Source organism: Mesorhizobium sp. CA7, from assembly GCF_020165015.1.
Lineage (GTDB): Bacteria > Pseudomonadota > Alphaproteobacteria > Rhizobiales > Rhizobiaceae > Mesorhizobium.
Genome location: NZ_JAIUHH010000014.1, coordinates 21,450 through 46,476 on the forward strand (window position 1 = coordinate 21,450; position 25,027 = coordinate 46,476).

The window sequence follows — 25,027 nt, forward strand, 5'->3', positions numbered from 1 at the left end:
TACTGGAATACCGGGTGTTGCCCCTCATCCTCGCCCTCCGAAGGAGGCGGAACAGTCGGGCTGCAGATCGGCCAAAGGGTAAATGAGATGACCGTAAGACTCTCTTCCTCGAACCTCGCCATGCTGCCGGCAAAGGTCGCCGGCCCGAAATATGACCGCTCCACCCTGAAGGCGGGCATCGTCCATTTCGGCGTCGGCAACTTCCATCGCTCGCATCAGGCGGTCTATCTCGACGACCTGTTCGGCACCGGCGAGGCTTATGACTGGGCGCTGGTCGGCGCCGGCGTGTTCGAAGGCGAGAAGATCGGCCGCTCCAAGCTCGAAGAGCAGGACTGGCTGACCACCGTCGTCGAGCAGGATCAGGGTCATATGAGCGCCCGCGTCACCGGCGCCATGATCGATTTCCTGATGCCCGGCGACGCGGCTACGATCATCGAGCGGCTTGCCGATCCGGCGATCAAGATCGTGTCGCTGACCATCACCGAGGGCGGCTATTTCATCGACCCGGCCTCCGGCAAATTCAACCCGGCCCATCCCGATATTGTCGCCGACGCACAGCCGGGCGCTGTGCCGAAGACCGTCTTCGGCATCATCCTTGCCGGACTGTTGCGCCGGCGGGCCGACGGCATCGTGCCGTTCACCGTCATGTCCTGCGACAACATCCCCCATAACGGCCACGTCACCTCCGACGGCGTCATCGGCCTTGCGCGGCTGATCGACGAGGACCTCGCCAAATGGGTGGAGGACAAGGTCGCCTTCCCGAATGGCATGGTCGATCGCATCACCCCTGCCACCACCGAGCGCGAGCGCAAGATCCTCGCCGACGATTTCGGGCTGGAGGACAACTGGCCGGTGTTCTGCGAGCCGTTCAAGCAATGGGTGCTGGAGGACCATTTCACCGCCGGCCGCCCGGCGTTGGAAAAGGTCGGCGTGCAATTCGTCAAGGATGTCTCGCCTTACGAGTTGATGAAGATACGCATCCTCAATGGCGGCCACGCCACCATCGCTTACCCGGCTGGCTTGATGGACATCCATTTCGTGCATGAAGCCATGCAGGAGCCGCTGGTGCGCGCCTTCCTGTCGAAGCTCGAGCATGACGAGATCATCCCGACCGTGCCGCCGGTCCCGGATACGGATCTGGAGGACTACTATCAGCTTATCGAGCGGCGCTTCTCTAATCCCAAGATCGGCGACACCATCCGCCGGCTTTGCCTCGACGGCTCCAACCGTCAGCCGAAATTCATCATCCCGACGATTGCCGACCGGCTGAAGGCGGGCGAGGGTGTCGCCGGCCTCGCGCTGGAATCGGCCCTGTGGTGCCGCTATTGCTTCGGCACCACAGACAGCGGCGCCGTCATCGAGCCGAACGACCCGAGCTGGAACCGCATGCAGGCGGCCGCGAAGGCGGCGAAGGACGATCCGCAGGCCTGGCTGGCGATGGAGGACATCTATGGCGATGTCGGCCGTTCGTCCGTCTTCGCCGAGGCCTTTGGCCGTGCGTTGAAGGCGCTGTGGGCGGACGGCGCGCGCGATACCCTGACGCGCTATCTCGCCGGCAAGCTCTGACGCTCACTGGAAGCAGATCGCGATGCGGCCGGAACTGGTCATCTTCGACTGTGACGGCGTGCTGGTCGATAGCGAGGGGCTTTCGGTCTCCGCGCTGCTCGGCATGATCGAGCTCGCCGGCGGCACGGTCAGCGAGGACGCCGCCTACGAGCATTTCCTGGGCAAGAGCATGAAGAGCGTGCGCGAGATCCTCGGCCAAGAGTTCGGGCTCGAGATCAGCGACCGGCATCTGACCGCCATGCGCGTCGACTTGATGCGCAAATTCCGCGAGGAATTGAAGCCGATCTCAGGCGTCAAGGAGGTGCTGCCGAAACTCGGTCGGCCCTGCTGCGTCGCCTCGTCCGGCACGCTGGAGCGTATCCGTTATGCGCTCGACGTCACCGGCCTGCTCCCGCTGCTGGAGCCGCATCTGTTCAGCGCCACCATGGTCAAGCGCGGCAAACCGGCGCCCGACCTTTTTCTCCACGCCGCCGCCGGCATGCGAGCGCATCCGCGCGAATGCCTTGTGATCGAGGACAGCCCCGCCGGTGTCGCCGCCGCCCGCGCGGCGGGGATGCGCGTCTTTGCCTTCACCGGCGGCTCGCATGCCTCCAATCCCGCCCTGAAGGCGCGGCTTGCGTCGACGGAACCGGACTTTATATTCGCTGACATGCTGCAATTGCCCGATTTGATTGCAGGCCTGGGAGCGAGAGAAAAAGCATCTTGATCAAGAGTTTCGTTTGCGCGGTCGATGTCGGCACCGGGAGCGCGCGCGCGGGCATTCTCGACGTGCGCGGCAACCTGCTCGGCCGCGCCGATCATCCGATCGCCATGCATCAGCCCAAGCCCGATCATGCCGAGCACGATTCGGAAGATATCTGGTCGGCGGTGTGCAAATCCGTGCGGTCCGCGCTCCAAAAATCCGGCGTCGCCGCCGGCGATATCGCCGGCATCTCTTTCGACGCGACCTGCTCGCTGGTCGCGCGCGACAGGCAGGGCGGCCAGCTCAGCGTCTCGGTCACGGGCGAGAAGCGCTGGGACACGATGGTCTGGCTCGATCACCGCGCCATCGCCGAGGCCGATGAATGCACCGCAAGCGGTCACGCCGTGCTCGATTATATCGGCGGTGTGATGTCGCCGGAGATGGAAACGCCGAAGCTGATGTGGCTGAAGCGTCATCTGCCGAGCACATGGAATGAAGCCGGCTATCTATTCGACCTTGCCGATTTCCTGACCTGGAAGGCATCGGGCTCGCTCGCCCGCTCGCAATGCACGCTGACGGCGAAATGGACCTATCTCGCGCATGAGGAAAAGAGCTGGCGGCGCGATTTCTTCGAGCTCGTCGGGCTCGGCGACCTGTTCGAGCACGGCAATCTGCCGGAAAAGGCAAGCCCGGTCGGCGCCGATATCGGTCCGCTGACGGCGAAGGCCGCAGCCGAGCTCGGCCTCACCGAGAAATGCCGGGTCGGCGCCGGCGTCATCGATGCCTATGCCGGTGCGCTGGGCGTTCTCGGCGGCTTTGCCGGCGACGAGAAGAACATCAGCCGGCATTTGGCGCTGATCGCCGGCACATCGTCCTGCGTTATGGCCATGTCGCAAGACCCGCAGCCCTTTGCTGGCGTCTGGGGCCCTTATTACGGCGCGGCTTTGCCGAGGCTGTGGCTGTCGGAAGGCGGCCAGTCGGCCACCGGCGCGCTGCTCGACCACATCATCCGTTGGCATGGCGCCGGCGGCGAGCCGGACGCGGCCATGCATATGAAGATCGCCAGGCGCGTCGCCGAGCTGCGCGCCGAGGATGGCGACGCGCTGGCGGCAAGGCTGCATGTGCTGCCGGATTTCCACGGCAACCGTTCGCCGCTCGCCGACCCGCACGCCGTCGGCGTCATCAGCGGCCTGACGCTCGATTCCTCCTTCGACAGCCTGTGCAAGCTCTACTGGCGCACCGCCGTCGCCATCGCGCTCGGCGTGCGCCATGTGCTCGAGGCGCTGAACGAGAACGGCTATCTGATCGACACGCTGCATGTCACCGGCGGCCACACCAAGAACCCGCTTTTGATGGAGCTCTACGCCGACGCCACCGGCTGCACGGTGGTCGAGCCGCTGGCCGACGAGGCGGTGCTGCTCGGCACCGGCATGGTTGCGGCGACCGCCGCCGGGCTCTACCCGGACCTCAAGGCGGCCTGCGTCGCCATGCAGCAGGGCGGCAGGACGCGCGCCCCCAACAAGCAAGCCGGCGCCCGCTTCGACCGCGACTACCGCATCTTCCTAGAAATGCATCGCCAGCGGCAGGCGCTCGACGCGATCGGGTAGCTTCCATCAACGCAATTCCGGCTACGCCATGCACACATCTTCTGTGACTGGCGTGACGGATCAGGCCGAGGCTTGATTGCCACGTGGTTCCCCCAATCCGTCGCTGCTTCGCAGCGCCACCTTTCCCCCCTCCGGAGGGAAAGGAAAGAGCGTTGCTGGACGAGCGTTGAAAGCTTGGCGCCTTTCCTCTACCCCGTCGATCGGGGGAGAGGTGGCTCGGCGAAGCCGAGACGGAGTGGGGGTCGACCAGCGCTACATAGGACAATGCATGCGCCAAGCTGCCATGCACGGTATCGCCAAAGGCCAGCCGCTTGGAAATGTGTGCATCCCCCAGGCAATTCCGGGCGGAATCGCCCTACTGCTTGCGCAGCGACTTGCCTGTCTCCGCGTCGAACAGATGGATGCTTTCCTCGTCGAAGCTGTAGCGCACGGGCGCGCGCAGCTCCGGGCATTCGCGGGCCGGCACCAGCGCGCTGATCTCCTTGCCGCCGGAGCCGAAGGTTACCAGCGCGTCGTTGCCGTGGAACTCGATGAGATCGGCGGTGCCTTGCAGGACGTTGCTTGCGCCCACGCCAGCCAGCGCCAGGTCGGGCGGCCGGATGCCGAGCACGGCGCGATCGCCGTGCTGCAGGTGGAAACTCTGGCCACCGAGCGACAGCACCGTCCCCGCACCGGTCAGCGTCCAGCCATCCTTGCTCTTGCCGACCGTCACGTCGATGAAATTCATGTTCGGCGTTCCGATGAAGCCGGCCACGAACAGATTGCCTGGGCGGCGATAGATCTCCGCCGGCGAGCCGATCTGCTCGATCACGCCGTCCTTCAACAACACGATGCGGTCGGCCAGCGTCATCGCCTCGAGCTGGTCATGCGTGACATAGACGGTGGTGGTCTTCAGCGACTGGTGCAGCCTGGCGATCTCGACCCGCATGTGATTGCGCAGCTTGGCGTCGAGGTTGGAGAGCGGCTCGTCGAACAGGAACACTTTCGGCGTCTTGATCATGGCGCGCGCGATCGCCACGCGCTGCTGCTGGCCGCCGGAAAGCTCTGTAGGCTTGCGGCCGAGATAGGGCTCCAGCCCGAGCGTCTTCGAGACCGCCTCGACCCGCTTCCTGATCTCGTTCGCCGGCACCTTCTGCCGCTTCAATCCGAAGGCGATGTTGTCGAAGATCGTCATATGCGGATAGAGCGCATAATTCTGGAACACCATGGCGATGCCGCGGTCGCCCGGCTCGAGATCGTTCACCACCTTGCCGCCGATCGACACCTCGCCGCCGCTGATGTCCTCCAGCCCCGCCAGCATCCGAAGAAGCGTGGACTTGCCGCAGCCGGACGGACCGAGGAACACGACGAACTCGTGCTCCTCGATCGATAGGTTGAGGTCGCGGATGACGGTCGTGGCGCCATAGGCCTTGTCGACATGGGAGCAAACGATCGCGGACATCTTTATCCCTTCTCCCCGGTCAGCAGGATCTGCAGCTTGACGTCCTGCGGCCTGCCTTGCGCCGCGCGCTCGAACGCCTTGATGCTCTCGGAGAAATCATAGGTGCCTGTGATCAGCGGCTTGAGGTCGACCTTGCCGGAGGCGATCAACTGCAGGGCGCGATCGAAGATGTTGGCGTAGCGGAACACGGTCTCGATGCGCACTTCCTTGGAAATCGCCGCCGGCACGTTGAGCTCGACCGTCTCCACCGGCAGGCCGACCAGCACCACAGCGCCGCCCGGCCGCACCACGTCGAACAGGTTTGCGAAGGCCTTCGGGCTGCCGCTCGCCTCGAACACGATATCGGCGCCCCACTTGTCGGTCGCCGCCCGCACCGCATCGACCAGCGACTGCTTGCCGATATCGACCGGCACGATGCCGGGATACTGGGCGGCGATCGCAAGCTTCGGCGCGGAGAAGTCCGAGATCAGCACTTTGGAGCAGCCGCCCGCCAGCGCGGCGAGCGCGATCATGATGCCGATCGGGCCGCAGCCGACGACGACGGCGACATCGCCGGGCACGATGCGGGCGCGCGCCGCCGCCTGCATGCCGATGGCGAAGGGCTCGACCATCGCGCCCTCGGCGAAGGAGACATTGTCCGGCAGCTTGTAGGTAAAGGCCGCCGAATGGACGGCGTAGGGCGCGAGCACGCCATGCACCGGCGGCGTTGCCCAGAAGCGGACGTCCGGGTCGACATTGTAGATGCCGAGCTTCGTCGCTCGCGACGCAAGGTTCGGCACGCCGGGCTCCATGCAGACGCGGTCGCCGACCTTGAGATTCGTGACATTGGCGCCGACCTCGACGATGGTTCCCGAAGCCTCATGGCCGAGCACCATGGGCTCGCGAACTATGTAGCTGCCGATGGCGCCGTGCGTGTAGTAATGCACGTCGCTGCCGCAGACCCCGACCGTGTGGATGGCGATCCTGACGTCGTCCGGTCCGACGTCTTGCGGCAGCGCGATCTCGCGCAGCGACAGTTCGCCTTTTTTCTCAAGCACCAGTGCCCGCATCGGGTATCCTCGCATCAACTTTTCTTTTGCCGGAAAACGGAATTCAGGAAGCCGCTCAAAACGCCGAGGAACAAAAGCGGCGGCAGCGACAGAAGCACGACCGAGGCGTTGAGGATTCCCCAGGGCACGTTCATGCCTTGCTGGGAGAGCTCGGAAGCCACGATCGGCAGCGTCTTGGCGTTGGAGCTCGACAGCATCAGCGCAATCAGGAACTCGTTCCAGACCAGCACGAAGCTGAAGGCGATGGCGCCGACCAGCGAGCGCGCCGCGACGGGAAGCGCGATCCGCCAGAAGACCGAATAGGCGCCGTAGCCGTCGACGAAGGCCGCTTCCTCGATCTCTTTCGGCACGCCCTGGAAGGCGGGAATGGCGAGCCACATGATCACCGATATGGTCAGCAGCGAATAGGTGACGATCAGCGCCGGCAAAGTGTCGTAGAGCCCGACCTGCAGCCAGATCACCATCAGCGGGATCGCCACCGCCACCGGCGGCAGGAAACGCAGCGACAAGACGAAGAACTGGATGTCGCCGGCGAAGCGGTTGGGATAGCGCGCCACCGCATAGGCCGCCGGCAGGCCGAGCACGACGCCGATCAGCACCGCCGAACCGCAGGCAACGACCGAGTTGTAGAGCCCGGTCAGCACGCTGTCGCGGCCGAGGATGTAGCCGATGTTGGCGAGCGTCGGCGTGAATATCACCTTCGGCACGCGGGTGATGATGTCGACATTGTTCTTCAGCGCATTGAGCGCCGTCCACAGAAGCGGGAACACGGCCAGGAACCCGGCCAGCGCCAGGATGGCCTTTGCGATCAGGCGGCCCGGTCTTATCGGATATGGCTTCATGCCTGCACCCGCTTCCACAGCATGGTGAAGGTGATGACCGTCGCGATCATCATCAGCACCGCCATGGCCGAAGCGTAGGAGACCTTGCCGGACTCGATGAAGCCTTGCGAGAAGGCATACATGTCGAGCGTCTCGGTCGCGACGCCCGGCCCGCCGCGCGTCATCACATAGATCAGGTCGAAGGAGCGCAGCGACTCGATCATCTTGACGAACATCAGGCTGATCAGCGGCGCCTTCAGCATCGGCAAGGTGACGTAGGCGTGGATCTGCCAACGCTTGGCGTGGTCGAGCCTGGCCGCCTCGATCGGCTGCGGCGGCAAGGTTTCAAGCAGCTTCAGCACGATGACAGCGAAGAAGAGCCCCCATTGCCAGACGTCCACTGAAGCGACGGCGAACAATGCGGTGCCGGGCTTGGACAGCGGATCGAAGATCAGCCCGCCGGTGATCAGCCGGTAGGGATAGGTCGCGATACCGTAGAGCGGGTGATAGGCGAACTTCCAGACGAAGGCGGCCGAGACGCGCGGCAAAAGCACCGGGATGATGAACAAAAGGCAATAGAAGTTGCGCAGGCGTGGGCCGGCGACCTCGAACATCAGCACGCCCAGCCCGATCGCCACCACCATCGTCGCTACCACGGTGACGATCTCCCATTTCACCGAAACCCAGACGGCGTTGAGGAAGCGGCGGTCGAGGAAGAGATCGGCGAAGTTCGAGAACCACACCCAGGAGTAACCGGTCGTGCTCAACTCGCGGTTCTGCAAGGCGATCACGATGGCGTAGAGCGTCGGCACCATCGACAGCACCAGGAGGATGGCTAAAGTCGGAACCAGAAATGTGACCGGCAGGGAAGAGCGTCGGCGCATGGCCTCCTCGGATTTTTTACTGCTGTCTGGTGAAGGTCCCGCGGCGCACGGATCCCGGCATTCCTTCGAATGCCGTGGATCGCGCGCCGCAGGCGGGAGGATTACTTCTTCTTCACCAGCTCATTGGCATAGGCCTCGAGCTCGTTGAGGCCACCCTTGATGTCGGTGCGAGTGCCGGTGACCAGTTCCTCGAGGATGATGCCCCAGCGGTCGCCGAGATCGGGCCAGCGCGGATCCTGCCAGAAGTTCACCGCCGTCACCTTGCCGGTTTCGGCCAGCGCCTTGCCGAGATCGGCGCCGTAGATGTCGGCGAATTCCTTGCTGGAGAGCACACTGGTGCGGTTCAGCTCGCCGAACTGGTGCGCGTCGAGCCGGCGCTTCTCGTTCTCCTTCGACGTCGCCCAGGCGATGAACAGGCCGGCGCACTTCTTCGCGGCGTCATCCGCATTGGCCTTGGTGCCGATGGCGAGCCCATGCCCATAGCCGCCGCCCGGCAGCGGCGAAGGCGGCGGCAGGAAGCCGACCTTGCCGACCACCTGCGAGGTCTTCGGGTCCACCGCCATGCCCGACAGCGGCGTCGATTCGACGAGGATGGCAACCTGGCCGGAGAGGAAGGCGCCGGTCGATTCGTCCCAGCTGCCGGTCTGCGTGCCGGGGGCCGAGTCCTTGAACAGCTTCAAATAAGCCTCGGTCGCCTTCACGGCGGCGTCCGAATTGAAAGCCGGCTTGTCGCCGTCGAACCACTTGCCGCCATAAGCCTTGAAGAACGGCATCCAGCGCCAGACATTGGCGCCCGAGCCGCGTGCGCCGCGCAGCGCGATGCCGTACATGCCCTTGTCGGCATTGGTCAGCTTCGGCACGTCGGCGATCAGCTCGTCCAGCGTCTTGGGCGGCTGGATGCCGGCGGCCTCCAGCACGTCCTTGCGATAGACCATCAGGTCGCCGCCGCCGGTCAGCGGCGCGAACCAGACCTTGCCGTCATAAGTAGCGACCTTCTGGCGGCCCGGATCGAAATCGGCGAAATCGTATTCAGCCGGATAATAATCAGTCAGCGGCGCGATCCAGCCCGAGGAAGCGAACAGCGCCACATTAGCCTCGTCGACATAGTAGACATTGTAGTTGCCGACGGTCGAGGCGTCGGCCCGCGACTTGGCGCGGCGGTCGTTCTCGTTGAGATAGTCGATCTGGAACGAGGCGCCGGACAGCTTCTTGAACTCGTCCTTGGAGTCCTCCAGAAGCGTCAGCCCGTCGCGCGGCTGCGCCAGCACCTTGACCGGCGCCGAGCAGACCGGCGCTTGCGCCAGTGCTGCGGTTGAAACGGAAGCGGTAAGCACGAAAGCTGCACTGAGGCTGGCAGCGAGCCGGGTTGATTTCATTGATGTTTCTCCTCCAGGAACAAGCAAGTCCGCGGGCTAAGCGACCCTCACCGTCGCCCGCATGACTGCGACCCGCCGCCAAAATGAGGAGTTGGAAGGGGCGAGACTAGAAGCCCCGTTGCAGCAGACCTGTACTTTTATGCATTGTGCGGCGCAAAAAATGGCACCGGCAGAGTCTGCTCGTCACACGAGTATCAGTACGATTAGAGCAATTCCAGGAAAAGTGTGCAGCGGTTTTCCGTCCGGAATTGCGATGAAACAAAAAGCTAGGTGGCGAAATCAGGCCCGCAGCGTCAGCCGCTGCCGCGACAGCTTGCGGTAGGATGACGGCGTCATCTTGTGCTTGCGCAGGAAGGCGCGGTTGAAGTTCGAGATGTTCATATAGCCGACCTGGAAGCAGATGTCGGTGATCGGGATCTCGGTGTCGGCAAGCAGCTTGCAGGCCTGCCAGAGCCTGAGCTTGGCGACGTGGTCGCTGAACGAATTGCCGGTGTTCTTCTGGAAGAAGCGCGAGAAAGTGCTTTCGCTCATCCCGGCCAACGCCGCCACCTCCGGCAGCTTCAGATCCTCAGCAAAGTGCTGGAACAGATAGGTCAGCGAGCGCTGGATAATATCCAGCGATTCCGCGTCGAGAAACGGAGAAAAATCCGGCGACGACAGAAGCTCGTATTCCTGGGTGGTGGCCAGAAGGTCCAGCAGTTCGAGGAACATGCGGAACCTTGCCAGCCCATGCACCTCGCCCATTCGTTCCATCAGCTCGGCGCCGTCGAGCGCCGTCTGGCCATGGAAGACCATTCCGCGCAGCGAGCGTTCCAGGAACGGCTCCAGCTCGCGCAGCTCCGGCAGCAGCCCCGAGGAGCCGCGCAGCCGTTCGGGATCGAATTGCAGCACGATATCGCGGCCTTCGATCAGCTCGCCGGGTTGCACCGCCGTCACCCAGTCATGCGGCAGCCCGCCGCCGACGATGGTCAGATAGCCCGGCCCGAACTCGCCGATATGGTCGCCGACCAGCACGACGCCGGACGATTTCCGCAAGAGATGGATTTCGTATTCGGGATGGAAATTCCAGACATTGCGCTCCCACGGATAATCGTCCAGCCGCCACAGGAAGCTCTCGCTGGCCTCCGTCACGATGTGCTCGAAGGCAGGTACCGTGCGCGGGATCGCGGCTGTGTTCTTTCTGCGCCTGAACGGCATTCGTTCCTCCCGGCATGGCGCGCCGGCTGCATATGCCCGGGCATCCGTAGCAGCCCCCGGCCGGCAAATGAAAGAGGCGTCGCTGAATCCCGGCTCCGCCTGGATCAATCGCTAGCCGGGCCTCGTCCCTTGCCAACATGTCGCATTTCGTTCACAAGGCGACGCAAATGGCGCCATTTTGCGCCATTGTTGTGCGGCTTCCGGCCCTTTGGCCGACGCGCCGTGTTCTGAAAGAGCGGAACAATGTCTGCGATCGAAGCCGGCGCTCGCGCGCCGGAAAACCTTTGGCGTCAGGAAATCAGGGCAACGATCGCGCTCGCCTGGCCGATGGTGCTGACCAATCTCGGCCAGACCGCCATGACCGCGACCGACGTCATGATGATGGGCCGCCTCGGGCCCGATACGCTCGCCGCCGGCGCGCTCGGCTCCAATCTCTATTTCATGCCGCTGATCTTCGGCCTCGGCCTGATGCTGGCGACCTCGCCGATGATGGCGACCGAGCTTGGCCGTCGCCGCCATTCCGTACGCGACCTGCGCCGCACCGTGCGCCAGGGCCTGTGGCTGGCGATCCTCATCTCGATCCCGATCTGGATTTTTCTCTGGCATGGCGAAGCGGTGCTTTTGGCCATGGGCCAGAAGCCGGAGCTCGCGCATGAGGCCGGCATCTATCTGCATTGGCTGCAATGGGCGGTGCTGCCCTTCTATGGCTATATCGTGCTGCGCTCCTTCATCTCGGCGCTGGAGCGGCCCGGCTGGGCGCTGATCATCGTTTTCGTCGCGGTCGCCTGCAACGCCTTCTTCAACTGGGTGTTCATGTTCGGCAATCTCGGCGTCAAGTCGATGGGCATTGCCGGCTCCGGCCTCGCCACCACTCTGTCAAGCATGCTGATGTTTGTCGGCCTGGCGGCGGTGGTGATCAGGGAGAAGAAGTTCCGCCGTTACCGTCTGTTCGGCCGCTTCTGGCGCTCCGACTGGCCGCGCTTCCGCGGCCTGCTCAGGCTCGGCCTGCCGATCGCCGGCATCCTCGCCTTCGAGGTGACGATCTTCAATGCGGCCGCCCTGCTGATGGGCCTGATCGATGCGGATTCGCTCGCCGCCCACGCGATTGCCATCCAGATCGCCTCGATCTCCTTCATGGTGCCGCTCGGCCTCAATCAGGCGGTGACCGTGCGGGTCGGCCTAGCGCATGGCGCCGGCAATCCGGAAGGCGTTTCGCGCGCCGGCTGGACGGCCTTCGTCATCGGCGTGTCCTTCATGGCGCTGATGGGGCTGGTGATGATTCTGTGGCCGCATGCGCTGATCAGCGCCTTCATCGATCTCAGCGATCCGGTCAATGCAAGGGTGATCACGCTTGCCGTGTCGTTCCTGGTGTTTGCGGCGCTTTTCCAGATTTTCGACGGCGCCCAGGCGGTCGCGGCCGGCATGCTGCGCGGCCTGCACGACACCAAGGTGCCGATGATCTACGCCGCGATCGGCTATTGGGGCGTCGGCCTGCCGCTCGGCGTGCTGCTCGCCTTCCATTTCGGCCTGAACGGCGTCGGCATCTGGATCGGCCTGGCCTCGGGACTGGCCGTGGTGGCGGCGCTGCTCCTGGCACGCTGGCTCCGGCGCGACCGCATCGCGCCGCAGCTCGCCTTCGGGCATTGATCGACAAAGGCTGCGGTCCGGTCGGCGGCCTTTTGGCGGCTCAGCGCGCCCCTGCACGCTGCTCCAGCCGCCGTGCATATTGCGTCAGCGGGAAGCACATGACGAAGAAGATCAGCGCAACCAGCCCGTAGACTTTGAACGGCTCGAAGGTCGCGTTGTTGATCGCGTTGGAGGTCCTGACCAGTTCCTCGAAGCCGATGATCGAGGTCAGCGCCGTCGATTTGATGAGCTGCACCAGGAAGCCGACGGTCGGCGCGCGGGTGATGGCGAAGGCCTGCGGCAGGATGATCAGCCTGAGCTCCTGCAGATAATGCAGCCCGAGGCTGGCGCCGGCGTCCCACTGGCCGCGCGGCAGCGCGTCGACGCCGCTGCGCCAGATCTCGGCCAGATAGGCGCTGGCAAAAAAAGTGAGCCCGAGCGCCGCTGCCGTCCACGGTTCGATACGCAACCCCAGCATCGGCAGCCCGAAGAACATCAAAAAGAGCTGCATCAAGAGCGGCGTGCCCTGGAACAGTGCGATATAACCGGAGGCGATCCGCTTCACCCAGTTGTTCTTGGCGATGCGGAAGAACAGCACCACCAGCCCGACCAGCGCGCCGCCGACGAAGGCGGCGAGCGACAACAGCACCGTCCAGCGCGCGGCGAGCAGCAGGTTGCGAACGATGTCCCAGAAGGTGAATTCGATCATGACACGCCCGCCCCCAGAACACGGCGGCCGCCGCCGACCAGCAGCCGGCGCAGCCCCATGGACAGGCCGAGATACACCATCGTCACCACGAAATAGGTCTCGAAGGCGCGAAAAGTGCGCGCCTGCAGCATGTCGGCCTCGTAGGTCAATTCGCGCACCGCGATCTGCGACACCACGGCCGATTCCAGCATCATGATGACGATCTGGCTGGTCAGCGCCGGATAGATCACTTTCAGCGCCTGCGGCAGCACGATCTTGACGAACACCTGGCGGGGCCTGAGGCCGAGCGCCAGCGCGGCTTCACTCTGGCCGCGCGGCACGGCGTCGAGCCCGGCGCCGACGATCTCGATCGTATAGGCTGCCATGTTGAGCGTCATCGCCAACATCGCGGCAAGGATCGGGTCGAGCCTGATCCCGAGCGTGGGCAGCCCGAAGAAGATGAAGAACAGCTGCACCAGGAATGGCGTGTTGCGCATCACCTCGACATAAATGCCGATCGCCAGCTGAAGCGGCTTCGGGCCGTTTCTCTTGCCGGCCGCGCCGAGGATGCTGAGGAACGTGCCCGCCAGCGTGGTGACGGCGATCAGAAGGATCGTCGTCGCCGCGCCGCGCGTGATCGCGCCCACGGCGCCCGCAAGCCAGCCGAAGTCCAGGCTGTAGCCCATGGCGATTGACCTTGTTGGAACAGTCGGAGCGGCTCAGCGCTTGTCATGGCTGGGCCGCTCTCGAGATCAATCCTTCAGGTTGTCCGGATTGAGCGGCGTTTTCAGCCAGGCCTTCGAGCTCTCGTCTAGCTTGCCGTCGGCCAGCATCTTGGCGACGGCGTCGTTCACCGCCTTCTTCAGCCGGTCTTCATTCTTGTTGAGGCCGATATGCGAGGGCGAGGTGAGCAGCTGGAATTTCTGCTCCGGCTTCAGCGCATCCTGCTTGGCCAGCACCTGGGCGCCGACATCGTTGCCGACCACCATCAGCTGCGTCTGGCCGGAGATGAAGGCCTGGATGACGGAATTGTAGTTGTCGAAGCGGCGGATGTCGGCGGAAGCCGGCGCCGCCTGGGTCAGCGAGGTATCCTCAAGCGTGCCGCGATTGACGGCGACCGACTTGTCGGCGAGGTCTTCCTTGCCTTTGACGGCAAGCTCGGCCGGGCCGATGACGGCGATGTAGTAGGGCGCGTAGGCGGCGGCGAAATCGATCACCTGCTCGCGCTCCTTGGAGTAGCCGACGCTCATCAATATATCGACGCGCTTGTCGGTGAGATAAGGGATGCGGTTCTGGCCGGTGACGCTGACCAGGTTGAGCTTCACCTTGAGTGAATCGGCGATCGCCTGCGCGACGTCGATGTCATAGCCCTTGATGCTCATGTCGGCGCTGGCCGAGGAGAAGGGCGGGAAGTCGGAGAAGATGCCGACATTGATGGCGCCGGCCTTGGTGATGTCGTCGACGGCGTCGGCTTTCGCCTGCGTGGCGAGGCCGGCGGCGCTGAGTATCATCGCCGCTGTGATTACGGATTTCAGTGCGTTGCGAAGTAACATTGTTATTCCCCTGCTGGAAGCTTGTTGTTGAAACCGGCCGCCGGCTCCAGCGCGGCGGTCGTGTTGGGAGAGCAATTCCGGAAGACGCGGTTTAGGCTTGGCGCCTTGGCCATAGCGTCCGTCTGGAATTGCGCGAGGCATCAGCCCTTCTTGATCGCTGGGCTGAACACCATCAGGCTCAGGATCTCGAACAGGACCTGCGCGCCGACATGGGCGGTGTTGGTGGTCGCGTCATATTGCGGCGCCACCTCGACCACGTCGCCGCCGACGATGTTGAGACCCTTCAGGCCACGCAGCAATTCGAGCACCTCGCGCGTCGTCAGCCCGCCGACTTCCGGCGTGCCGGTGCCGGGCGCGAAGGCCGGATCGATGCTGTCGACATCGAAGGAGATGTAGGTCGGGCCGTCGCCGACGATTTTCCGAGCCTTCTCGATGATGGCAGGAATGCCGAGCCCGGTCACCTCCTCGGCATGCACGACGGTCATGCCGGACTCGTAGGTGAACTCCCACAGATATTCCGCCGAGCCGCGGATGCCGATCTGGATCGTGCGCGATGGATCGAGCACGCCGTCCAGCACCGCGTTGCGGAACGGTCCGCCATGGTGGAACTTGGTCATGTCGAACAGCCCGCTGGTATCGCAATGGGCGTCGATATGGATCATGCCGACCGGGGTCTTCTTGCCGACCGCCTTCAGGATCGGATGGCTGATCGAATGATCGCCGCCGACGGAGAGCGGCAGCACGCCGGCGTCGACGATCTGATTGGTCCGCTTTTCAATGTCCTCGTGGCTGATCTCCAGCCGGTAGCGGCTGCGGAACGGCGTGTCGCCGATATCGGCAACGCGAAGCTCATGCGTCGGCGCGCATTCCAGCACATGATTGTAGGGGCCGATGCGCTCGATGGCGCGCAACGCGCGCGGCCCGAAGCGCGAGCCGGGACGGTTGGTGACGCCGAGATCCATCGGCACGCCGATCATCGCCACCTGCAGGTCGCCAAAATCCGGATTGTCGGCCGCGATTTCGCGGTAGGGCGCGGCGAGGAAAGTCGGGATGCCGGAATAGGGGGCGAGGCGTGTGCCCGACTTGTTGAAGATCTTGTCGGCGACCTTGCGGAATTTCGGGTCGAACATCTCGCCGCCATGGCTCTCGCCATATTTGCGGCGCAACGCTTCGAGTTTGCCGCGATCGTAACCCATGTCCGGTCCTCCTCTTGCCTACCTGCAGCGCTGCCCGCATGGACGATTTGCCAAGCCAGCCTGCTGTCCGGCTGGATCGCTGTCCGCCGCTGCGTTGCGGATTCCACGTCTCTTGAAAGCTGTTTCCGGGCAAAAGTGTCGGGCAGCCGCATTGAAAAATCAATTGATATTGTTAGGGTCTTGGCTGTGAGAAAATCTCACAAAGGAGGAGCCCCTCATGGCCAAGCGCCTGCCGCCGCTGAACCCTCTGCGCGCCTTCGAGGCCACGGCGCGGCACGCCTCACTGACCAAGGCGGCGGGTGAGCTCAATGTCACGCACGGCGCCGTTAGCCACCAGATCAAGGCACTCGAGCAGTCGCTGGGCGTAAAGCTCTTCGAGCGCAGCGGGCAGCGCGTGAAGCTGACGCCGCATGGCGCGGAGTTCCTGCCGGCGGTCTCGGCGGCCTTCGAGGGCATTGCCGCCGCCACCCAGCGCATGACGCGGCCGGCAAGCGCCGGCGCGCTGTCGGTCTCCTGCGTGCCGGCGTTGCTCTTGCTCTGGATGACGCCGCGGCTCGGCTCCTTCACGGCGCAATATCCGGACATCCAGCTGACGCTGATCCCGTCCAACGATCCCAAAGACATCCGCGCCGCGGACATCGACGTCTGCGTGCATTATGGCGACGGCAGCTGGAGCGACTGCTGGATACGCAAGTGGTCCGGCCTGGAGCTGTTTCCGGTTGTCAGTCCGACGCTGATCAACAACCGCCCGATCCGCAGCGTCCGCGACCTCGCCGACCACGTCTTCCTGCATGGCGACGATGGCCGTGAATGGCACACCTGGCTGGCCGCCGCCGACGCGCTCGATCTGGAACGCGGCCGCCGCCACCGTCTGGGCGATGCCCGCATGGCGACGGAGGCCGCCGTGCACGGCCATGGCGTGGCGCTCGGCGATTCCGTCACCGCGCGCGCCTTGCTCGCCAGGGGCATGCTCGTGGCGCCCTTCAGTTTGTCGGTTCCGGCGGTCGACGATTTCTATGTCGTCTGCCGCAACGAGATGCGCTCGGCGCCGATCGTGCAGCTCTTCATCGACTGGCTGTTCGCCGAGAAGGAACAGGACGAGGGCCGCGCCGATGCGCCGGTCGCCGGCCGCGTGCCGAGCCGCAGAAAACGCCCCGCCCTCAAGGTCATAGGCGCCAGGACCGCGTCCTGACGGCTGGACTTGCATAGCTGCTTTTTGTCGGGCCAGCTTGCAAAGCAGCAAGCGCGTTCGGAAATACGGTGCTAAGAGGCAATTGCTAAAGCAATTCCGTGCAACGGGGTTCCGGCCGGAATTGATCGAACAAGGATTTGAAGCGTGGCGCCCGCGTTCCCGTGCGTTGTGCTTTATGGGTGAGCGAGCATGGCAAAGACGGATATAGCGCGGCGCGTCTACAACCACACCTGGAAGCTCGATCCGATCGTCCGCAGCCTACTGGACACCGACTTCTATAAGCTTCTGATGCTGCAGATGATCTGGGGCATGTATCCCAAGGTCGATGCCACCTTCACGCTGATCAACCGCACCACGTCGGTGCGGCTGGCCGATGAGATCGATGAGGGCGAGTTGCGCGAACAGCTTGACCACGCCCGCACCCTGCGCTTCTCGAAGAAGGAAATGATCTGGCTGGGCGGCAACACCTTTTACGGCCGCAAGCAGATCTTCGAGCCGGAATTCCTCGCCTGGCTCGAGGATTTCCGCCTGCCCGAATACGAGCTTTCCAGGCGCGACGGCCAGTTCGAGCTCTCCTTCGCCGGGCCCTGGATGTACACGACGCTCTGGGAAATCCCGGCACTTGCGATCATCAACGAGCTGCGCTCGCGCGCGGCGATGCGCTCCTTCGGTCCGTTCGCGCTCGACGTGCTCTATGCCCGCGCCAAGGCCAAGATGTGGGCCAAGACCGAGCGGCTCAAAGCGCTGCCCGGCATCCGTATTTCCGACTTCGGCACAAGACGCCGCCATTCCTTCCTGTGGCAGCGCTGGTGCGTCGAGGCGCTGAAGGAAGGCATCGGCGATGCCTTCACCGGCACCTCCAACGTGCTTCTGGCCATGGATAACGACCTCGAGGCCTTGGGCACCAACGCGCATGAATTGCCTATGGTCTTCGCGGCGCTTGCCAATTCCGAGGACGAGCTGAGGCAGTCACCCTACAAGGTGCTGCAGGACTGGCAGCGCTACTATGGCGGCAATCTGCTGATCGTGCTCCCCGACACTTTCGGCACCGCCGCGTTCCTGCGCGATGCGCCGGACTGGATCGCCGACTGGACCGGCTTCCGGCCGGACAGCGCGCCGCCGATCGAAGGCGGCGAGAAGGTCCTCTCCTGGTGGCGTGAGAAAGGCAGGGATCCCAAGCAGAAGCTGCTCATCTTCTCCGACGGCCTGGAAGTCGAGACCATCGAGGAGACCTACAAGCATTTCCGCGGCAAGGTGCGCATGTCCTTCGGCTGGGGCACCAACCTCACCAATGATTTCGAGGGTTGCGCGCCGACCGAAACCAAGAGCCTCGACGCCATCTCGCTCGTCTGCAAGGTCAGTGAAGCCAATGGCCGGCCGGCGGTGAAGCTGTCGGACAACCCCGCCAAGGCGACTGGGGACGAGAAGGAGATCAAGCGGTATCTGAGGATTTTTGGCGAGAAGGGACGGGTGGAGCAGCTGGTGAAGGTGTGAGGCTTAAGGCCCGGACGAATGGAATTCCCGGATAAGCCGAGTTCCTTCGCGCCCCCCTCTGTCCTGCCGGACATCTCCCCCTCTAGGGGGGAGATTACGCTGTCATCTCCGCTTTCGCCAATCTCCGACGTCGCAGGAGGAGAGCTGGCGCCGAAACTGCTAATCTCCCCCCAAGAGGGGGAGATGTCCGGCAGGACAGAGGGGGGCGCCGTAGAGCGCCAACGTTGGAGGTTGGCCTTTCTCGCAACTCCCTTGGCGGCCACTCTCCCCACGCCCTCCTTCGCCCATGCCTCCGACCGCGGCCACGTCCTGCTCCTCCCGACCGGTTACTACATCGCCGGCGGCGCGCTGGCGGTAGCCGTCAGCTTCCTCGTCCTGGCCCTGCTGCCGGCCGCTGCCCTCGGCAATTTCTGGCGTCGGCGCCTACCCCTATTTGCCTTCAGCGACACCCCCCGCATTGTCGTCAGCCTGATTTCCTTTGCCGGCTTTGCGCTTCTCGTCGCTGCCGGTCTCTCCGGCAGTCGCGACCCGCTTTCCAACCCTCTCCCACTCGTGATTTGGACGCTGCTCTGGGCCGGCTTCACCCTGCTGCAAGGCATGCTCGGCGACCTGTGGGCGTGGCTCAACCCATGGTATGGGCCCTGGCGCGTCGTGAGCCGGCTTGTCGGCGACCGATGGAGCGAAGCCCAGCCGTCACATCTGCCGTTAAGACTCGGCTACTGGCCGGCCTTCGCGCTGTTCTTCGCCTTCGCCTGGTTTGAGCTGATCGATCCGGCGCCCGACGATCCGGCCCGCCTGGCTTTTGCCGCCGGCACCTATTGGCTGGCGAGCTTCGTCGCGATGCTCCTCTTCGGCTACGACGATTGGAGCCGGCGCGGCGAATTCCTCACTGTCTTCTTCGCCATGGTGGCCCGCTTCGCGCCTGTCGAACGCCTCGATGGTCGGCTCTCGCTCTGCTGGCCCGGTGCGAAGCTGCTTGCCGGCGACCCGCTGCCGCTGAGCGGCACGGCTTTTCTCCTGCTGGCGCTTTCTTCGGTGTCCTTCGACGGCCTGTCGAAGACCTTCTTCTGGCTCAGCCTGTTCGGCGTCAACCCGCTGGAATATCCCGGCCGCACCGCGCTGGTCAGCATCGGCAGCTTCGGCCTCGTGCTGACCCTTGTCCTGCTCGCGGCGGTGTTCGCGTTGGCCGCCTTTCTTGGACAGCGCCTCGCCGGCGATGCGCAGTCGTTCGCAAAAGCCGCCGGCCTGCTGGTCTGGTCCATCGTGCCGATCGCGCTCGCCTATCATATCGCGCATTACCTCACCGTGCTCCTGGTCGACGGCCAGTATGCGCTGGTCGCGCTCTCCAATCCTTTCGCGCTCGGCTGGAACCTGTTCGGTACCGCCAACAGGATGGTCGAGGCCGGCGTAGTCGCCGGCGCCGAGTCCGCCTGGTGGCTGTGGAACCTGCAGGCCGGCGTCATCATCGCCGGCCATGTGCTGGCGGTCCTCGTCGCGCATGGCCTTGCCTGGCGTCTCCATCCTCAGCCGTCGCGTGCGGCGCTCAGCCAGCTGCCGCTGACGCTGCTGATGATCGCCTACACGATCTTCGGCCTGTGGCTGCTTGCCACGCCGACGGCGGGATGAGACAAGGGCCGCCGTCATGACGCGAGGGAAGCTAGCTTGCCACGTCGCGGCTTTGGTGATTTAGTTTGTACACATGCAATTTTCCCATCCTTCGGAAGGGGATGGCTTAGCCGCCTTATCGCTGGTCAAGACTGAAAAAACAGGGGAACCGACATGGCTGACAAGAACGGATTTTTTGACCTCTCCAAGACGACGCTGTCGCGCCGCACCGCGCTGAAGGGTATCGCCGCCGGGGCCGGCCTGGCGCTGGCGCCGGGCTTCGTCCGTTACAGCCAGGCGCAGAGCTCGGCGCCGATCAAAATAGGCTTCCAGTTGCACCGCACCGGGATCGGCGCCGCCTATGGTCGCTGGTACGAGAAGACCAGCGCTGCCGCTGTCAAGGCGATCAACGACGCCGGCGGTATCGGCGGCCGCAAGGTCGAGCTGGTCATCGAGGATGACGGCACCGATCCGGCGCGCGGCGCCGAGGTGGTCAACAAATTCGCCAAACAGCACAAGACCGATATCGTCTTCGGCACCTTGTTCTCGCATGTCGTGATCGGCTCGGCGCCCGCCGCCGGCGAGAACAAGATCCCCTATTTCGTCGTCAGCGAAGGCCATCACGCCGCCTCCACCAAGCTTAACCGCTACGTCTTCCAGCCCGGCATCACCGACGTGAAGAGCCAGATCCAGTCGATGGCGCCGTGGATCGCGGCGAACGCCGGCAAGAAGGTGACGCAGATCTTCCCCGACTTCGCCTTCGGCTACGACCATCGCGACTACCTGCCGCCGGCGCTGAAGGCGCAAGGCGCCGACGTGATCGCTCAAATCGCCATCCCGCCGACGGAGAGCTCCTTCACAAAGTACTTCCCGCAGATCCCGGCCGAGACCGAGGTGATCTACCATGTCATGGTCGGCCCTGCGGTGCTCACCTTCGTCAAGGAGCTCGGCGAGTTCTACGGCTCGCAACGGCCGCAGCTCTTCGGCTTCATCGACTCGCTCGAAGCCGTCGACATCAACAGCCCCGGCCTCGAATTCCTCGATGGCAGCCATTTCTGGGAAGGCTCGCCGCGCTATGCGCAGCCTGATGACTCGGCCGCACAGAAAGCCTACCGCGCCGCGGTCGGCATCGACGACAACGGCGCCGCGGTCGGCGACCCCAAGGACGTCTCCACCGCCGCCCACATGTTCGGCTGCTGGGAAACGCTCTACGTGGTCAAGAAGGCGATGGAGGACGCCGGCTACAAGGGACCGGAGGACCGCGCCAAGCTGGTCGAGGCGACCGAGGCGCTGAAGGAGTTCGCCGAAGGGCCGGAGCATCCGCAGGGACCGAAGACCTTCAACGGCAAGATCCACCAGTGCTTCGGCGTCCAGAACATCTCCAAGGTCGAAGGCGGCAAGCTCAAGGTCGTCCACAAGACCAAGATCGAGGACGGTCTCTACGAGCCGGAAGGGGATTACACGACGCAGGCGCTGTGAGCTTAGCAGCTCCTGCAAACGTGAGCGCCAAGGCACCCCCCTCTGGCCTGCCGGCCATCTCCCCCGCAAGGGGGGAGATCAGCAGTTCGTGCGGCAGCGCCTATTTTCTTCCTTTGGAGATTGGCGAAGCCTTAGGTGAAGGCCAATCTCCCCCCTTGCGGGGGAGATGCCCGGCAGGGCAAAGGGGGGTGCCTCGCGCATCCGTTGGTGCTTAGCATATGCACTTCGGACCTCATCTCCTCCTCGCCGCCCTCGAAGGCCTCGTCACCTCCGCCGTGCTGGCGCTGACGGCGCTTGGCCTGTCTCTGGTGTTCGGCGTCATGCGCGTCGTCAATGTCGCGCATGGCGAGTTCTTCATGCTGGGCGCGGTGCTCGCCTGGGCGGTCTCGACGGCGATTTCCGGCCACCCCGCGATCGGTTTCATCGCCGCGCTGGTGATCGCGCCCTTGCTGGTCGGGCTGGTCGCGCTGATTGCCGAACGCCTGGTGCTGCGCCGCCTCCACTACAATCCCGAAGGCACCATCGTCGCCACCATCGGCATGCTCTACATCATCCAGCAGCTGGCGCTGACCTTCTATGGTCCCGAGGCGCGCCCGGTCGAGCCGCCTTTCAGCTACCGCATTCTCCTGCCTTGGTTCGGCTATTCCGGCTACAAGCTCTCGGTGGTCGCCGCCTCCGCCATTCTGCTGGTGATCACCTGGCTGGTGCTGACGCGAACGAAGATCGGCCTGATCATGCGCGCCACCCAATATGACCGCGAGACGGCGCAGGCCTTCGGCATCCCGGTCGAGTGCGTCTATGCCGGCGTCTTCGCCGTCGGCGCCATGCTGGCGGCGATCGCCGCGGTGCTGATCGTGCCGATCAGCCAGGCGCATTATCTGATGGGGCAGGATCCGCTGCTGCTCTCCTTCATCGTCGTCATCATCGGCGGCCTGGGATCGCTCCGCGGCACCGTGGTGGCCGCCGTCCTGATCGGCCTTTCCGACGGCATCATCTCGATGTTCTTCTCGCCGACGCTGGCCAAGATCATCGCCACGCTGGTCGTCGCCATGGTGCTGGTGTTCCGGCCGCAAGGCCTGTTCGGGACCACGCCGCGATGAGGGATGCTTCACCGGCAAAGACCTACGCCCTGCATATCGGCGTCATCGCGCTTCTCTTCGCGCTGAACTTCGTCCTGCCGGACTACCACCAGGGCCTGTTCGCCCGCATCATGGCGCTCGCCGTCTTCGCCATGGGCTACAATCTGCTCTTCGGCTATGTCGGCCTGCTCAGCCTCGGCCATGCCATGTTCTTCTCGGCCGGCCTCTACGGCGCCGGCTTGACCGTCTATCACCTCGGCTGGGGCGTGCCGGCAGCTTTTGTCGCCGGCGTCGCCTGTGGCGCGCTGCTCGCCTTGGTCATCGGCCTGCTGGCGCTGCGCACCTCCGGCGTCGCCTTCATGATCGTCACCATGATGTTCGCTCAGGTCTTCTATCTGCTCATCCTCTATTTCGCCGCCTGGACAGGCGGCGACCAGGGCTTGGTCATCCAGCAGGCGTCGCGGGTGATCGCGATCGGCGGCGCATCCTTCGACCTGACCGACCCGACCGTGCGCTACATGAGCGCGCTGGCGCTTTTCTCGATCATTCTGCTCGTCACCTTAGCCGTCGTCCGCTCCCGCTTCGGCCGCGTGCTGGTCGCCATTCGCGAGAATGAGGAGCGCACCAAGATGCTCGGCTACGACACGGTCGCCAACAAGCTCGCCGCAGTCGTCGCCTCCGGCGCCATCTGCGCGGCCTCGGGCGCGGCCTATGCGCTGCTGTTCGGCTATGTCGGCTCGAGCTTCGCTTCCGTGCAATATTCCATCCTGCCGCTGCTCTGGGTGCTGCTCGGGGGTGCCGCGACCACGCTCGGCCCGCTCATCGGCACGCTGTTCATGTATTATGTCACCGACATCACCAGCGGCTTCACCTCCGCCTATCTGCTGATCGTCGGCGTGGCGCTCATCCTGTTGGTGCTGTTCTTCCCGAAAGGCATTCTGGGCAGCATCCGCGAGCGCTGGCTGGGGTGGTTGCCATGACGCCGCTGCTCACCACCAAGGGCCTGTCGCGCCATTTCGGCGGTCTGCGCGCCGTCGACGGCGTCGACTTCGCGCTGATGCCGGGCGAGATCCGCGCCATCATCGGCCCCAACGGCGCCGGCAAGACCACCTTCGTCAGCCTGCTCTCAGGCCGCATCCGGCCGTCCTCCGGCATGGTCGTCTTCGACGGCGCCGACATCACCGCCATGCCGGCTTACAAAAGGGTTCGCCTCGGCGTCGCCTATACATTCCAGATCACCAGCGTCTTCGCCAATCTCACCGCCTTCGACAATGTCGCGCTGCCGGTGCAGCGCACGTTGACCGACGGCCGCACGAAGGGCCAGGTGAGAAGCGGCGTGATGGCGGCACTCGAACGGACCGGTCTCGCCGACCGCGCCGGCACGCTTGCCGGGCAGCTTTCCTATGGCCACCAGCGACTGCTGGAAGTCGCGATGGGCCTGGCGCTGAAGCCGCGCCTGCTGATCCTCGACGAGCCGACGCAGGGTCTCGCCGACAGCGAGATCGACAATTTCATCACACTGGTGCGCGAGATCGCCAGGGACGCTACGGTGCTTTTGATCGAGCACAACATGCCGGTGGTCATGCAGCTTGCCGACCGCATCACCGTCTTCAATTCGGGAAAGATCCTCGCCGAAGGAACGCCGGGTGAGATCCGCGCCAACACGCAAGTTCAGGATGCCTATCTCGGGGCGACCCATGGCTGACTCCATTGGAGCCAATGGCGGATTGCTCACCATTTCCGGCCTCGATTGCTTCTGCGGCGAGGTGCAGGTGCTCTACGGCCTCGACCTCACGCTGAACAAGGGCGAGGTGCTTTGCCTGTTCGGCCGCAATGGCGCCGGCAAGACGACGACACTGAAGGCGATCATGGGTCTGGTGCCGGCGGCTGCCGGCTCGATCAAGCTGGACGGCAAGGAACTGACCGGGCTCGCCGCGCATGACGTGCCTAAGGCCGGCGTCGCCTATGTGCCGCAGGGCAGGCGATTGTTCGCCGAGATGACGGTAGCGGAAAACATCGAGATCGGTCTGATGGCGCGCGGCAAGGGCAAGCAAACCCGCGCGAGCGTGCTCGATCTCTTCCCGTTGCTCAGGGAGCGGCTGAGGCAGCGCTCCGGCACGCTCTCGGGCGGCGAGCAGCAGATGCTGGCGATGGCCCGCGCGCTCTGCCTCGAGCCGCAAGTACTGCTGCTGGACGAGCCGACCGAAGGGCTGATGCCGTCGATGATCGCCAAAATCCGCGAGACGGTGGCGAAGCTGCGCGAGCTTGGCGTCTCGACCATCCTGGTCGAGCAGCGCGTCGACGCCGTTCTGTCGGTCGCCGACCGCGTCTCATTCATCGAGAACGGCCGCAATCGCGAGACGGTCGATGTCGAGGCACTGCGCGCCGATCCGTCGGCGGTGCGCAGGTATGTGGGCGTTGGCTGAGGATTACCCTCCCCATTTGTGGGGAGGGTCGCTGCAAAGCAGCGGGGAGGGGGCAGCGCCGCCCCC

The 25,027-nt window shown here is 64.4% G+C and carries 22 protein-coding genes; 12 read left to right on the top strand and 10 right to left on the bottom strand.

What is annotated here, in order from left to right; genetic code table 11:
• Positions 1-87: 87 nt before the first annotated feature.
• From LB552_RS21470 to LB552_RS21480, 3 genes are read left to right on the top strand one after another with little or no spacing between them, the layout of a single operon-like run.
• Positions 88-1,566 (top strand): mannitol dehydrogenase family protein, encoded by a 1,479-nt coding sequence (locus tag LB552_RS21470; RefSeq protein WP_224610070.1) that lies wholly within the window; start codon positions 88-90, stop codon positions 1,564-1,566.
• Between the two features lie 22 nt (positions 1,567-1,588).
• Positions 1,589-2,272, top strand: coding sequence for an HAD family hydrolase (locus LB552_RS21475; RefSeq protein ID WP_224610072.1), 684 nt, complete (start codon positions 1,589-1,591; stop codon positions 2,270-2,272).
• Positions 2,269-3,855, top strand: coding sequence for an FGGY-family carbohydrate kinase (locus tag LB552_RS21480; RefSeq protein WP_224610075.1), 1,587 nt, complete (start codon positions 2,269-2,271; stop codon positions 3,853-3,855). Before LB552_RS21475 ends, LB552_RS21480 begins: the two co-directional genes overlap by 4 nt.
• Positions 3,856-4,210: 355 nt before the next feature.
• On the opposite strand, the gene LB552_RS21485 is transcribed toward LB552_RS21480, so the two are convergent.
• From LB552_RS21485 to LB552_RS21510, 6 genes are all read right to left on the bottom strand, one after another.
• Complete coding sequence (locus tag LB552_RS21485) at positions 4,211-5,296, bottom strand: ABC transporter ATP-binding protein (RefSeq protein ID WP_224610077.1); 1,086 nt, start codon at positions 5,294-5,296, stop codon at positions 4,211-4,213.
• Between the two features lie 2 nt (positions 5,297-5,298).
• Complete coding sequence (locus LB552_RS21490) at positions 5,299-6,345, bottom strand: NAD(P)-dependent alcohol dehydrogenase (protein ID WP_224610078.1); 1,047 nt, start codon at positions 6,343-6,345, stop codon at positions 5,299-5,301.
• A gap of 14 nt (positions 6,346-6,359) precedes the next feature.
• Positions 6,360-7,187 carry a carbohydrate ABC transporter permease gene (locus tag LB552_RS21495; RefSeq protein ID WP_224610080.1) on the bottom strand — a complete coding sequence of 276 codons (828 nt, stop codon included), beginning with the start codon at positions 7,185-7,187 and terminating at the stop codon, positions 6,360-6,362.
• Complete coding sequence (locus LB552_RS21500; RefSeq protein ID WP_224531626.1) at positions 7,184-8,050, bottom strand: carbohydrate ABC transporter permease; 867 nt, start codon at positions 8,048-8,050, stop codon at positions 7,184-7,186. Before LB552_RS21500 ends, LB552_RS21495 begins: the two co-directional genes overlap by 4 nt.
• Before the next feature lie 101 nt (positions 8,051-8,151).
• On the bottom strand, positions 8,152-9,426 hold the full coding sequence (locus LB552_RS21505) for an ABC transporter substrate-binding protein (protein WP_224610082.1): 1,275 nt from the start codon (positions 9,424-9,426) through the stop codon (positions 8,152-8,154).
• A 279-nt stretch (positions 9,427-9,705) separates the two neighbouring features.
• Positions 9,706-10,623 (bottom strand): AraC family transcriptional regulator, encoded by a 918-nt coding sequence (locus tag LB552_RS21510; RefSeq protein WP_224610085.1) that lies wholly within the window; start codon positions 10,621-10,623, stop codon positions 9,706-9,708.
• A 243-nt stretch (positions 10,624-10,866) separates the two neighbouring features.
• On the opposite strand from LB552_RS21510, the gene LB552_RS21515 reads away from it, so the two are divergent.
• Complete coding sequence (locus tag LB552_RS21515; protein WP_224604497.1) at positions 10,867-12,270, top strand: MATE family efflux transporter; 1,404 nt, start codon at positions 10,867-10,869, stop codon at positions 12,268-12,270.
• A 40-nt stretch (positions 12,271-12,310) separates the two neighbouring features.
• Here LB552_RS21515 and LB552_RS21520 read toward each other — a convergent pair whose 3' ends face one another.
• The 4 genes from LB552_RS21520 to speB all read right to left on the bottom strand — a co-directional run bounded on the left by LB552_RS21520 (position 12,311) and on the right by speB (position 15,686).
• Positions 12,311-12,958: an amino acid ABC transporter permease gene (locus tag LB552_RS21520; protein ID WP_140846402.1), complete on the bottom strand. Its 648-nt coding sequence runs from the start codon at positions 12,956-12,958 to the stop codon at positions 12,311-12,313.
• Positions 12,955-13,623 (bottom strand): amino acid ABC transporter permease, encoded by a 669-nt coding sequence (locus LB552_RS21525; protein WP_224531632.1) that lies wholly within the window; start codon positions 13,621-13,623, stop codon positions 12,955-12,957. The genes LB552_RS21520 and LB552_RS21525 overlap by 4 nt, the downstream gene beginning before the upstream one ends.
• Positions 13,624-13,689: 66 nt before the next feature.
• Complete coding sequence (locus LB552_RS21530; protein WP_140846404.1) at positions 13,690-14,490, bottom strand: transporter substrate-binding domain-containing protein; 801 nt, start codon at positions 14,488-14,490, stop codon at positions 13,690-13,692.
• Between the two features lie 140 nt (positions 14,491-14,630).
• A complete protein-coding gene (speB, locus tag LB552_RS21535; RefSeq protein ID WP_224531636.1) occupies positions 14,631-15,686 on the bottom strand; it encodes an agmatinase in 1,056 nt (351 codons plus the stop codon).
• Positions 15,687-15,903: 217 nt separating this feature from the next.
• Here speB and gcvA point away from each other — a divergent pair, with 217 nt between their 5' ends.
• The 8 genes from gcvA to LB552_RS21575 all read left to right on the top strand — a co-directional run bounded on the left by gcvA (position 15,904) and on the right by LB552_RS21575 (position 24,961).
• Positions 15,904-16,878, top strand: coding sequence for a transcriptional regulator GcvA (gene gcvA, locus LB552_RS21540; RefSeq protein WP_224604494.1), 975 nt, complete (start codon positions 15,904-15,906; stop codon positions 16,876-16,878).
• 189 nt (positions 16,879-17,067) lie between these two features.
• On the top strand, positions 17,068-18,372 hold the full coding sequence (gene pncB / locus LB552_RS21545) for a nicotinate phosphoribosyltransferase (protein WP_224610087.1): 1,305 nt from the start codon (positions 17,068-17,070) through the stop codon (positions 18,370-18,372).
• Positions 18,373-18,555: 183 nt separating this feature from the next.
• Positions 18,556-19,998, top strand: a complete 1,443-nt coding sequence (locus LB552_RS21550) for a hypothetical protein (protein ID WP_224610090.1) — start codon at positions 18,556-18,558, stop codon at positions 19,996-19,998.
• A 153-nt stretch (positions 19,999-20,151) separates the two neighbouring features.
• Positions 20,152-21,456 carry an ABC transporter substrate-binding protein gene (locus tag LB552_RS21555; protein WP_224610091.1) on the top strand — a complete coding sequence of 435 codons (1,305 nt, stop codon included), beginning with the start codon at positions 20,152-20,154 and terminating at the stop codon, positions 21,454-21,456.
• A 218-nt stretch (positions 21,457-21,674) separates the two neighbouring features.
• Positions 21,675-22,556, top strand: coding sequence for a branched-chain amino acid ABC transporter permease (locus LB552_RS21560; protein ID WP_224610093.1), 882 nt, complete (start codon positions 21,675-21,677; stop codon positions 22,554-22,556).
• Positions 22,553-23,515, top strand: coding sequence for a branched-chain amino acid ABC transporter permease (locus LB552_RS21565; protein WP_224610096.1), 963 nt, complete (start codon positions 22,553-22,555; stop codon positions 23,513-23,515). The genes LB552_RS21560 and LB552_RS21565 overlap by 4 nt, the downstream gene beginning before the upstream one ends.
• Complete coding sequence (locus tag LB552_RS21570) at positions 23,512-24,240, top strand: ABC transporter ATP-binding protein (protein ID WP_224610098.1); 729 nt, start codon at positions 23,512-23,514, stop codon at positions 24,238-24,240. Before LB552_RS21565 ends, LB552_RS21570 begins: the two co-directional genes overlap by 4 nt.
• A complete protein-coding gene (locus LB552_RS21575) occupies positions 24,233-24,961 on the top strand; it encodes an ABC transporter ATP-binding protein (RefSeq protein ID WP_224610100.1) in 729 nt (242 codons plus the stop codon). Before LB552_RS21570 ends, LB552_RS21575 begins: the two co-directional genes overlap by 8 nt.
• Positions 24,962-25,027: the final 66 nt, after the last annotated feature.